Annotated in this window: 7 protein-coding genes; 4 read left to right on the top strand and 3 right to left on the bottom strand. The window is 62.4% G+C overall.

Going from position 1 to position 12,444, the window contains the following annotated elements; genetic code table 11:
* The coding region (locus FEM54_RS11655; protein WP_138450964.1) for a non-ribosomal peptide synthetase at positions 1-5,122 on the top strand (5,122 nt) is incomplete at its 5' end.
* 117 nt (positions 5,123-5,239) lie between these two features.
* On the opposite strand, the gene dsbG is transcribed toward FEM54_RS11655, so the two are convergent.
* Genes dsbG through dsbD form a run of 3 tightly spaced genes read right to left on the bottom strand, consistent with a single transcriptional unit; the run spans position 5,240 to position 8,555 of the window.
* Entirely contained in the window at positions 5,240-6,001 is a 762-nt protein-coding gene (gene dsbG, locus FEM54_RS11650) for a thiol:disulfide interchange protein DsbG (RefSeq protein WP_138450962.1), read from the bottom strand.
* Entirely contained in the window at positions 5,977-6,828 is an 852-nt protein-coding gene (locus tag FEM54_RS11645; protein WP_017134985.1) for a TlpA disulfide reductase family protein, read from the bottom strand. The genes dsbG and FEM54_RS11645 overlap by 25 nt, the downstream gene beginning before the upstream one ends.
* On the bottom strand, positions 6,828-8,555 hold the full coding sequence (dsbD, locus tag FEM54_RS11640) for a protein-disulfide reductase DsbD (RefSeq protein WP_138450960.1): 1,728 nt from the start codon (positions 8,553-8,555) through the stop codon (positions 6,828-6,830). Before dsbD ends, FEM54_RS11645 begins: the two co-directional genes overlap by 1 nt.
* A 163-nt stretch (positions 8,556-8,718) precedes the next feature.
* Between dsbD and FEM54_RS11635 the strand changes: the two genes are divergently transcribed.
* From FEM54_RS11635 to FEM54_RS11625, 3 genes are all read left to right on the top strand, one after another.
* Positions 8,719-9,399, top strand: a complete 681-nt coding sequence (locus FEM54_RS11635) for a response regulator (RefSeq protein WP_017134987.1) — start codon at positions 8,719-8,721, stop codon at positions 9,397-9,399.
* Positions 9,399-10,721 (top strand): ATP-binding protein, encoded by a 1,323-nt coding sequence (locus tag FEM54_RS11630; protein WP_017134988.1) that lies wholly within the window; start codon positions 9,399-9,401, stop codon positions 10,719-10,721. The genes FEM54_RS11635 and FEM54_RS11630 overlap by 1 nt, the downstream gene beginning before the upstream one ends.
* Positions 10,722-10,844: 123 nt before the next feature.
* Positions 10,845-11,612 carry an N-acetylmuramoyl-L-alanine amidase gene (locus tag FEM54_RS11625; protein WP_017134989.1) on the top strand — a complete coding sequence of 256 codons (768 nt, stop codon included), beginning with the start codon at positions 10,845-10,847 and terminating at the stop codon, positions 11,610-11,612.
* The last annotated feature ends 832 nt before the right edge of the window (positions 11,613-12,444 follow it).

The raw sequence follows: 12,444 nt of genomic DNA, 5'->3' as shown, positions 1-12,444 counted from the left end.
GGAGCACGCAGCCGTGCGCGAAGCAGTGGTGCTGGCGCTGGATTCACCCAGTGGTAAACAGCTGGCGGCGTATCTGGTCAGCGACGCCGACCCTGCCGCCTTGCGTGATGCACTCAAGGCGCACCTCAAGGCGCAACTGCCGGACTACATGGTGCCCGCGCACCTGATCGTGCTCGACAGCATGCCGCTGACCGCCAACGGCAAGCTCGACCGCCGCGCCTTGCCGCAGCCGGATCCTGCGGCCAATCGCCAAACCTATGTGGCGCCACGCAATGAGCTGGAGCAAAACCTGGCGGCCATTTGGTGCGCGGTATTGAACGTGCAGCAAGTCGGCCTGGACGATAACTTCTTTGAATTGGGCGGTGACTCGATCCTGTCGATCCAGGTGGTCAGCCGTGCGCGGCAGGCCGGGATTCATTTCAGCCCACGGGATTTGTTCCAGCACCAGACCGTGCAAACCCTGGCCGCTGTGGCTACGCGCTCCGAGCAAGTGACAGCCGAGCAGGGGCTGCTCACCGGCAGCTCGGGCCTGACGCCGATCCAGCATTGGTTCTTTGATACCGAGATCCCCAACCGTCAGCACTGGAACCAGGCATTGCTGCTCAAGCCGCTGCAATTGCTGGAGCCCCATCGCCTGGAGCAAGCACTGCTGGCGGTGCTGGAGCATCACGACGCCTTGCGCCTGAGCTTCTCCACGCGCGACGCACACTGGCATGCCGAGCACCTGGCCGTGCCCCAAGGCGGTGTGCTGATGCAGGCGCAAGTGCGCGATATGCAGGCCTGCACTGAGCTGTTCACTGACACCCAACGCAGCCTCGACCTTGAGCATGGCCCGCTGTTGCGCGCCTTGCTGGTGGACGGCCCGCAAGGCCAGCAACGCCTGCTGATTGTGATTCATCACCTGGTGGTAGACGGCGTGTCGTGGCGCGTACTGCTGGAGGACCTGCAAACGGTTTACCGCCAGTTGAGCGACGGCCAGTCCGTCAGCCTGCCCGCCAAGACCAGCGCATTGCGCGATTGGGCCGCGCGTCTGCGCGCTTATGTCGGCAGCGAATCCCTGCGCGAAGAGTTGAGCCTGTGGCAAGACCAACTGGCCGGTCCTGCGGTGGAATTGCCAGTGGCGCGTCCACAGGGTTCACTGCGCAATGGCGAGGCTGAGACCGTCAGCGTGCGCCTGGGTGCCGACCATACCCGACAGTTGCTGCAACAGGCGCCGAGCGCGTATCGCACCCAAGTCAACGACCTGCTGCTGACCGCCTTGGCCCGCGTGCTGTGCCGCTGGACGGGGCACGCCTCGACCTTGATCCAACTGGAAGGCCATGGCCGTGAAACCCTGTTCGATGAAATCGACCTGACCCGCAGCGTCGGCTGGTTCACCAGTGCTTACCCGTTGCGCCTGACACCGCAAGCCGGGCAGGGCGACTCGATCAAGGCCATCAAGGAACAACTGCGCGGCGTGCCGCACAAAGGCCTGGGTTATGGCGTGCTGCGTTACCTGGCGGACGATCAGTGCAAACAGACCATGGCTGCATTGCCAACGGCGCAGATCACCTTCAACTACCTCGGCCAGTTCGACCAGAGCTTCGGCGCCGATGCACTGTTCCACCCGCTGGATGAATCGGCGGGCCTGGCCCACGACCCGGATGCGCCGCTGCCCAACGAGCTGAGTGTCGACAGCCAGGTGTACGGCGGTGAGTTGCTGCTGCGCTGGACCTTCAGCCGTGAGCGCCATGACCCACAGACCATCCGTGAACTGGCGGATGGGTACTTGAGCGAGCTGCAAAGCCTGATCGCGCATTGCCTCAACGACGAGGCGGGTGGCCTTACGCCGTCCGACTTCCCGTTGGCGCACCTGACTCAATCGCAGCTCGACAGCCTGCCGGTGCCGGCCAACGTCATCGAAGACGTCTACCCGCTGACGCCAATGCAGGAAGGCCTGCTGCTGCACACCTTGCTGGAGCCGGGCACCGGCCTCTACTACATGCAGGACCGCTACCGCATCAACAGCGCCCTCGACCCCGAGCGTTTCGCCCAGGCCTGGCAGGCGGTGATCGCCCGGCATGAAGCCTTGCGTGCGTCGTTCTGCTGGAACGTCGGCGAGGACATGCTGCAGGTGATCCACAAGCCGGGCAGCACGCCGATTGAGTATCTGGATTGGAGCCATGACCCCGAATCCGAGCAGGAGCCGCGCCTGCAAGCCTTGCTCAAGGCCGAGCGCGAGGCCGGTTTTGATCTGCTCAACCAGGCGCCGTTCCACCTGCGGCTGATCCGCGTGGGCGAGGCGCGCTACTGGTTCATGATGAGCAACCACCACATCCTGATCGATGCCTGGTGCCGCTCGTTGCTGATGAATGATTTCTTCGACATCTACATGGCCCTGGGTGAGGGCCGTGAGGCGCAACTGGCCACGCCGCCACGCTACCGCGATTACATCGCCTGGCTGCAACGCCAGAACCTCAATGAAGCGCGCCAATGGTGGCAACAGAACCTGCAAGGCTTCGAGCGCACCACGCCGATCCCGAGCGACCGGCCGTTCCTGCGCGAACACGCAGGCCACAGCGGCGGCATGGTGGTGGGCGATTGCTACACCCGCCTGGATGCCCGCGACGGTACGCAATTGCGCGAATTGGCCCAGGCCCATCAACTCACCGTCAACACCTTCGCCCAAGCGGCGTGGGCGCTGGTACTGCGGCGTTTGAGCGGTGATCGAGACGTGTTGTTCGGCGTGACGGTGGCTGGGCGCCCAGTGGAAATGCCCGAGATGCAACGCACCGTCGGCCTGTTCATCAACAGCATCGCGCTGCGGGTGAAACTGCCGGAAGACGACCAGACTTGCAGTGTGCGTCAGTGGCTGACCGGCTTGCTCGACAGCAATATGCAACTGCGCGAATACGAATACCTGCCGCTGGTGACTATTCAGGAACACAGCGAATTGCCTAAAGGCCAGCCGCTGTTCGACAGCCTGTTCGTGTTTGAAAACGCACCGGTGGAAGTCTCGGTGCTGGACCGTGCGCAAAGCCTGAATGCCACCTCGGACTCCGGCCGCACCCACACCAACTTCCCGCTGACGGCCGTGTGTTATCCGGGCGATGACCTCGGCTTGCACCTGTCCTACGACCAGCGTTATTTCGATGAAACCACCGTGCAAGGCATGCTGGGCGAGTTCAAGCGCCTGCTGCTGGCGTTGGTGCAGGGCTTCCATGGCGACATGGTGGACTTGCCGTTGATCGGTGAGCAAGAGCGGGCGTTCCTGGTCGACGGCTGCAACCAGAGCGAGCATGACTACCCGCTGGAGCGCAGTTACATCGAGTTGTTCGAAGCACAGGTGGCGCAACATCCGCAGCGCATCGCCGCCAGTTGCCTCGACCAGCAATGGACCTACGATGAATTGAACCGTCGCAGCAACGGCTTGGGCTACGCGCTGATCGAGGCCGGTGTCGGGCTGGATCAGCCGGTGGCGCTGCTGGCCGAGCGTAACCTGGATTTGCTCGGCATGATCATCGGCAGTTTCAAGGCTGGTGCCGGTTACCTGCCGCTGGACCCAGGCCTGCCAAGCCAGCGGCTGAGCCGCATCATCGACCTGAGCCGCACGCCGTTGCTGGTGTGCACCGAGGCGTGCCGCGAGCAGGCGATTGAATTACTGGACGGCACCGACTGCCAGTTGCTGGTATGGGAAGAAGTGCCCGGCCGTGGCGAAAACCCCGGCATCTACAGCGCGCCGGATAACCTCGCCTATGTGATCTACACCTCCGGCTCCACGGGGTTGCCCAAAGGTGTGATGGTGGAACAGCGCGGCATGCTCAATAACCAATTGAGCAAGGTGCCGTATCTGCAACTGAGCGAGACAGATGTGATCGCGCAGACCGCTTCGCAGAGTTTCGATATTTCTGTGTGGCAGTTCCTCACCGCGCCGCTGTTTGGCGCGCGGGTGGATATTGTGCCGAACACCATCGCCCATGACCCGCAGGGTTTGTTGGCGCACGTGCAGGCCCAAGGTATTACCGTGCTGGAGAGCGTGCCGTCGCTGATCCAGGGCATGCTCGCTCAAGAACGCATAAGCCTGGACGACTTGCGCTGGATGCTGCCGACGGGTGAAGCCATGCCGCCGGAGCTGGCGCACCAGTGGTTGCTGCGTTACCCCGAGATCGGCTTGGTCAACGCTTATGGCCCGGCGGAGTGTTCGGATGACGTGGCGTTCTTCCGTGTTGACCTGGCGTCGACCCGTGGCACGTACCTGCCGATTGGCACGCCAACCGATAACAACCGCTTGTATCTGCTTGATGGTGCGCTGGCGCTGGTGCCGCAAGGTGCGGTGGGCGAGTTGTGTGTGGCAGGCACGGGCGTAGGGCGTGGTTATGTCAGCGACCCATTGCGCACCGCCCAGGTGTTTGTGCCGAACCCGTTCGGCGCGCCGGGCGAGCGGCTATACCGCACCGGCGACCTGGCGCGTCGGCGCAGTGATGGTGTGCTGGAATATGTCGGGCGTATCGACCATCAGGTGAAGATTCGCGGTTACCGCATCGAACTGGGTGAAATCGAAGCGCGCCTGCATGAGCAGCCGGATGTGCGGGATGCGGCGGTGGGTGTGCAGGAAGGCGTCAACGGCAAGCATTTGGTGGGTTACCTGGTGGCGACGGATGCAGCGCTGAATCCAGGCGAGCGCCTGGACCGCATCAAGCAACGCCTGCGCGCGGAGCTGCCGGAATACATGGTGCCGCTGCACTGGTTATGGCTTGACCGCCTGCCGCTGAACGCCAACGGCAAGCTGGACCGCAACGCTCTGCCGGCCCTGGAGATTGGCCAGTTGCACAGTCAGGATTACCTGGCGCCACGCAACGAACTGGAAGCTACCCTGGCAGCGATTTGGGCTGAGGTGTTGAAGGTCGAAAGGGTAGGCGTGCAGGACAACTTCTTCGAGCTGGGGGGGCATTCATTGCTGGCCACGCAGATTGCTTCGCGGGTGCAGAAAACCCTGCAACGGGATGTGCCGCTGCGGGCGATGTTCGAATGCAGCACGGTGGCGGAGTTGGCCGAGTATATCGACGGCCTGGCGGCCAATGAGATCAGTGCAGAGAAGGTCGATCGGTTGAGTGATCTGATGGCGGAGCTGGAGGGTTTGTAACTGATCGTTCCCACGCTCTGCGTGTGAATGCAGCCCAGGACGCTCTGCGTCCCAAAGCGTGACGCAGAGCGTCACCTGAGGCATTCCCACGCAGAGCGTAGGGAACGATCTGATGGGCTATTTAGGGCCGAGAATCTTCACCAGCTTGTCCGGCGACGGCGCGCCTTGCTGTTGCTGCAAGCCACCCTTGTCATCCAGATAGAAAATCGCTGGCGTTGCCGACAGTTCCAGCTCTTCCATCAACTTCATGTTGGCATCGAGCTTGGCTTCGATATCCGCCGGAATCTTGTCCAATGCCTGCAATTTGCTGCCATTGCCGGCGGCTTCGTGTTCTTCCAGGGCTTTTTGCGGGTCTTTGGCGGCCAGCAGCGCGGCGGATTTGCCTGGGCTGTCTTCGCGAATGATGCCGACCATGATGTGGCGCAATTGCACCTTGCCGGCCTTGACCCACGGGCGTGCCTGTTCCCAGAACATGTTGCAGTACGGGCAGTTGGGGTCACTGAACAGGTAGACGGTGCGCGGCGCGTTTTTGTCGCCGTCCTGGATCCAGTTGCTGTGTTCCATCTTGGCCCAGACTTCCTTGGCCATCGGCGCGTACACCAGTTTCTCCAGTGGCGCGTTGCTCAGGTCATTGCCTTGGGCGTCGTACAGGTTGCCGGCCAGCACACTTTTGCCGTCGGCGGTCAGGTACAGGGCCATGCCACGGTTCTGGTATTGCGCGGCGTAGCCGGTGAGGCCGCTGGGCGCGTCGAACTTGCCGAGGATCTTGGCGCCTTTGGCTTCGATCTGTTTGATCGGCGCCGGCCAGTCTTCGGCCTGGGCCAGTGTGGCCGCAAGCGTCAGCGGCAGCAGGGTCAGCAGGTGGCGGAGTCTTGGCATGTCGGTTTCCTTGTGGCAGCAGGGGCAGTGTCGAAGGGTTCCATGGCACGGGCCAGGCTGGCCTGGGACAACTCGCCCAGGTGGCTGTTGATCAGGCGCCCATCGGCTTGGTAGAACAGGGTTGTCGGCAAGGCCATCGAACCCACGGCCTGGCCAAGGCGGCCACTCGCATCAAACAGCACGTTGTCGAGGGTCAGGCCCTGGGTGGCGAGAAAGGTGCTGACGCTTTGCATGCTTTCGGCCTGGTTGACGAACAGGAAGGTCACGTCCGGGCGTTGGTGTTGCGCACGCTCCAGCACCGGCATTTCACGGCGGCACGGCGGGCACCAGGTGGCCCAGAGGTTGATCACCAGCGGCCCGCCTTTGTAGTCGGCCAGTTGCACCACGTCGCCATTGGCGTTGCGCAAGGTAATGTCCGGCAATTGTGCGCCCTTGTCGTAGAGGCTCAGGGACACACTGGTCAGGCCCCAGAACACCAGGCCCGTGACTACCCCGGCACTCAGCGGTGTGCGCATGGCCGGACGGCGCCAGCCGTAGAACACGGCGCCCAGCACCAGTGCAATCACGCCGGGCCAGGGCAGGAAGCCGCCGTCGCGCAGGTCGACTATCTGCAACGGGTCGTGGCTGTAGTCGCTCCAGTACATCAGTACAAAGCTTAAGCGTGCCACCAGCATGCCCAGCAAAAACAGGCTGAACAGCACCGATTCGGGGTTTTCACCGCCACGCTTGGCCACGCGCCAACCCACCAGCGTGGCGAGAATCAGCGCGCTGATCAGCAGGATGTGATTCAGGGCGATGGCGAACGTACCGATGGTCAGGGTCAGCATCAGCGCGCGTCTCGGGTTTGCGTCCAGCGTTGCAGGAAGGCGGCGGCATCCACTTCGCCGGTGATGCGTTGGGCGCGACGTTCTTCACCGTCCGGGCCGATCCACACGAAGCTCGGTGGCCCCGGCACCTTGTAGCGCCCGAGCAGCTCGCGGCTGGCGGCGTTGTCGGCGGTGACGTCCAGGCGCAACAGGCGCACGTCTTTAAGCGCGTCCATCACCTGGGGTTGGCCGAAAACTTGTTTTTCCATGATCTTGCATGACACGCACCAGTCGGCGTAGTAGTCCACCAGCACCCACTGGCCCTGGGCCTTGGCGCTGTCGAGCTGGCTTTGCAGCACGGCTGGGTCGTTGATGGTCATGAACGCATCGTGGGCGCTGGGTGCAGCGCCAACCTTGGAGCCGCTGTAAACCTTCAACGGTTGCCACAGGTCGTCACTGCCACCGGCCGCGCCCACTACCAGCAGCGCGCCCCACAGGCCCAGCACCAGCGAGCCGGCGCCGAATACCTTGGCCGCCAGCCCGTATTCGCGGGCAAGTGTCCAGCCGCAGTAGGCCATCACCAGCGCCAAGGCGCCCCACAGGCCGAGCCACAGGCTTTCGCCGACCACCGGGCGGATCATCAGCACGGCAGTGCCGAGGAACAGGAAGCCGAAGATGCCCTTGAGCACGTTCATCCAGGTGCCCGGCTTGGGCAGGAAACGGTTGCCTACGGTCACCAGCAGCAACAGCGGAATACCGATGCCGATGCCCATGGCGAACAGGATCAGGCCGCCGTGCAGCGCGTTGCCGCTCTGGGCGATATACAGCAGGGCACCCGCCAGTGGCGCGGTCATGCACGGGCCGACCAACAGGCCGGACAGCGCACCGAGAATACCGGCGCCGACCAGGCTGCCACCGCTTTGCTGGCGGCTGACGTTGTCCAGGCGATCACGCAGGAAGGTCGGCAGTTGCAGTTCAAAGAAGCCGAACATCGGCAGGGCCAGGATCACAAACAGCGCGGCGAAGCTGCCAAGGATCCACGGCGTTTGCAGGAGGGCGGCAAGGTTGCCGCCCAGCAGCGCGGCCAGTACGCCGAGCGCCGCATACACCAGCGCCATGCACACCACATAGCTGCTGGCCAGGGCAAAGCCACGGCGGGGGCTGGCGCCGCTGCCGACCACCAAACCCGCGAGGATCGGCAGCATCGGCAGCGAGCACGGGGCAAATGCCAGCAGCAGGCCCAAGCCGAAGAACACCAGCAGGCTCCAACCCAGGCTGCGCTGTTGCAGGCCGCTGGCCAGGCTTTGGTCCTGGGCTTGTGCGGTCGCCGCAACAGCCGGGTTGCCGCCCAGGTCCACGGTGATCGATTGCGGCGGGTAGCACAGGCCGGCATCGGCGCAGCCCTGCCAGCCGAGCTTGAGCTGGCCGGTGGCGCCCGCCGGGATCTTCACTTCCAGGCCCTGGCGGTACACTTGCTGCTCGCCGAAGAACTCATCGCTGTGGGCTTCGCCTTGCGGCAGCACGGGTTTTTCCGCCAGCCCGTCGAACTTCATGCGTTGCTGATAAAGGTAATAACCATCGGCAATCTGCCAAAACAGCTGGGTTTCGCCGCTTTCAAGGCGCTCGGAGGTAAAGGTGAACGCTTTGCCCACCGGCAGGAAGTCGGGTTTGCTCTCGAATGGATTGCCCGGCGCGGCCTGGGCGAACCCTGCGAATAACACCAGCAGAAAGGTAAACAGATACCGCATGGTCAAGCCTTAGTTTGATGCAAGTTAGGCACACAATGTGTGGCGTTGATTAACCGATGATTAACCGGGCGCTATTCTAAACTGAGCCTGCCGGTTTTCACGGCATAATCGGCGCTTAATCCGCCCAACCTTTAATTCCCCCATCTTTCATGAAGGGTTAACCATGCACGTACTGGTCTGTGAAGACGACGAACTGATCGCCAGCGGCATCGTGGCCGGGCTTGGCGCCCAGGGCTTTACCGTCGAGCGCGTGGCCTCGGCCGCCGCCGCACGCGCGATGCTCAAGGCCGCCACGTTCGACATCATGGTGCTCGACCTCGGCCTGCCCGATGAAGACGGCCTCAAGTTGTTGCAACAACAGCGCAGCCAGGGCCTGGAAATCCCGGTGCTGATCCTTACCGCGCGCGATTCAGTCACCAACCGTGTCGACGGCCTGCAAGCCGGTGCCGACGACTACCTGCTCAAACCCTTCGACCTGCGTGAACTTGCCGCACGCCTGCAAACCCTGTTGCGCCGCGTGGCGGGGCGCCGGGTCAACCTGATCGAACATGGCCAACTGGCCTACGACCCCAGCAGCCGCGAAACCTTCCTGGCTGGCCAGCCGGTCGACCTGTCGCGCCGCGAGCAAGCCTTGTTGCAAGCCCTGTTGCATAACAAGGGCCGTGTGCTGTCCAGCGAACAGCTTAAAGACAGCGTCTACGGCTTCAACGACGAACTGGAAAGCAACGCTCTCAACGTGCACATCCACCACCTGCGGCGCAAATTGGGCAACGGCATCGTTGAAACCGTGCGCGGCCTGGGTTATCGCCTGGGCACGGCGGATGGGGGAGAGGACGCGTCGTGATGAGTTTGCGCCTGCGCCTGACGTTCAAGTTGGGCGCCGCTTTTGTGCTGATCTGGATTCTGGCAGCCGCCTGGATGCTCAACGATCTGCGCAACCAGATGATGTTTTCCCTCGACCAGCGTCTGGTGGCATCGGCGCGCATGGTGGCCGGGCTGACCGAGCAGATGCCGGGCCTGGCCAGTGTGAGCGGCGCGCCTACGCATTTGCGCACTGAACAACTGAACGTGCCAGGCGGCATGGCCTGCCAGGTCAGCTCCCTGCGCGGGGAAATCCTGGCGCGCAGCCACATGACCCCGGATGAAGGCCTGGAGTCGCGCAAAAGTGGCTTTCGCGACCAGATTATCGACGGTGTGGGCTGGCGCAGCTTCACGTTGTCCCGTGGCGACCTGCTGATCACCACCGCTGACCGCCAGGTGGAGCGTGAGGCGCTGAACCTGTCGATCCTGTTGGCGGCCTCGGTGCCGGTGGGCGTAGCCCTGCTGGGCTGCCTGTGCCTGCTGTGGCTGGGCATCGGCCAAAGCCTGTTGCCACTTAACCGCATGCGCGATGCCCTGATGCGCCGCAGTGCCGACTCCCTCGAACCGCTGCAGATTCACCCACTGCCCAGCGAGTTGAAGCCGCTGCTCGACACCCAGAACCAACTGTTGCAGCGCATTGCCAAGACCATCGAGCGCGAGCGCCGACTCACCGGCGATGCCGCCCACGAACTGCGCAGCCCGCTGACGGCGATCAAGACCCACCTGCAAGTGGCCCGCATGACCGACGGCGCCGCCCGCGACCAGTCCCTGGCCCACGCCGAAGAGGGCGCCGACCGCTTGCATCGCACCCTGGAGCAATTGCTGCTGCTGGCGCGGGTCGAGGGCAGCTTGTCGTTTGACGATGGCTTGCAATCAAGCGCCGAACAAGTGGCGCGGCTGGCGATTCAGGATGCCAATGCCGGCGATAACCGCCGCATCGACCTGATCCTGGCGGACAACCTCACGCAAGCGCCGGTGGAAATGCCGGTGGCCCTGGCGGTAGCGGCCTTGCGTAACCTGTTGGATAACGCGCTGCGCCATACGCCGGGTGACACTCGCGTTGAGCTGAGTGTGTTCACCAGCGCCGACACCGTGGTATTTCGCGTGCGCGACCATGGCAAGCAGATTTCTGCCGAAGACTTGCAATACCTGACCCAGCGTTTCTGGCGCAATGGCAGCAGTGAAGGGTGTGGTTTGGGTTTGGCGATTGTGCAGGCTATCGTGCAGCGTTGCTCCTGCTCGCTGAAATTCGACAGCCAACCGGATGGCCTGCGGGTCGATCTGGGGATGCCGTTGCGACGCTGAGGACTTTTCTTCAAGCACTGAATAATTACCGCCAGCCTGAAATTGATCCCTTCAGGATGGCGGTAATTTTTTTGCGTTTGAACGGGCTGAATGACTCAGCCTGTATTGAAAAGGACGGTTCTTATGTTGGTGATCGACAGCAGTTTCCCCGCTAAAGATTTTAATCAACGCAATGGCGAGGCTGTGCGGCAGGTGATCCTGCATTACACCGCGGCGCCCTTTGCGTCGTCTTTGCGTACCCTGACACAAGGTGGCGTCAGCGCTCACTATTTGCTTCCTGACCCTGATGAGCCCAGCTATGGCGCTGCCGGTTATGACGAACTGCGGGTGTTTCGCCTGGTGGACGAGGACAAACGGGCCTGGCATGCCGGGGTTAGCCATTGGGGCGGGCTGGATAACCTCAACAGCCGTGCGATCGGCATCGAAATTGTCAATTTGGCGCGCGATGATGCCGGGGTCTTTACCTTCCCCGAATATGGCCGGGAGCAGGTTGATACGTTGATCGCGTTGGTTCGCGACATGCTTGGGCGTTATCCGCAGGTGGGGCCTCTGGATGTGCTCGGGCATTCGGATGTGGCGTATTGGCGCAAGAGTGATCCGGGGCCTCGGTTGCCTTGGCGGTACTTGTTCGAGGCCGGGATCGGCGCCTGGTTTGATGAGACTACGCGCAGGATGTACCAGCGACGGTTTTGTCTTGGGTTGCCGCCGGAAGTAGAGGTGGAGCGGGCATTTCAGCGGTGCGGGTATAAACCGGCCTGGAACCGGCAGGCGTTTGAATGGAGGACGCGGGCGTTTCAGATGCACTTTCGGCCGCGCGATTATTGCGGGGTGCTGGATGGGGAGACGTGTGCGATTTTGTATGCGTTGAATGATCGCTATCGAGGGATTTGAGTGGTTGTTTGGTGGGGTACATATCCGTTGCTGCGGTAACGGCCGCTTATGGTTCCGCTCTTACAGCGGGTCACTTTTGGCAAACGCCCGGAATGCCGGCCCAGCCAAAAGTAACCAAAAGGTCTGTGCCCCACCACTCGGCACCTCGCTTGGGCTCGGTGTGCCCTCACTCCGGCTTGAATCCGTGGGTAACCCGGCGTCCTGCCGGGTTACCCACGGATTCAAGCCTGCGTTCGGCCATCGTGGTTAACGGGGCGTCTCAGATCAAGATCAAGATCTACAGCACGGCGGCCTGAAAGCCGACCTGAGTGGTTGAATCAAAAGCAAAAGCGGGTCCGCATACACTGAAGAGCTGCTTTTCTGTGGGAGCTGGCTTGCCTGCGATTCAGACACCTCGGTACATCAGGCACACCGAGTTGATGCCATCGCAGGCAAGCCAGCTCCCACATTAGACCGAGCATGGCTTTGCTGTTGCTGTTGCTCTGGCCCTTACATCCTTTTCGATGACGAAGTCAGCGGTCTTTTGATCTGCGCTTTTGATCTTGATCTGAAATCGTCCCGTCAAACACGATGGCCGGAATCTGACAGGGATTTGGGGGGTAAACCGGCAGGGATGCCGGTTTAGCCGCGCTGGGCCAAGGATGGCCCAGCGCGGCGGCCCCCAAATCACTGGCGGATTGCGGGCATGCCGAGCCATAGCGAGGCACCGAGTGTTGGGGCGAGGACCTTTTGGTTACTTTTGGCTGGGCCGGCATTCCGGGCGTTTGCCAAAAGTGACCCGCTGTAAGAGCGGAACCATAAGCGGCCGTTACCGCAGCAACGGATATGTACC

The organism is Pseudomonas edaphica (assembly GCF_005863185.1).
Lineage (GTDB): Bacteria > Pseudomonadota > Gammaproteobacteria > Pseudomonadales > Pseudomonadaceae > Aquipseudomonas > Aquipseudomonas edaphica.
This window is presented reverse-complemented; position numbering and strand designations above follow the sequence as displayed.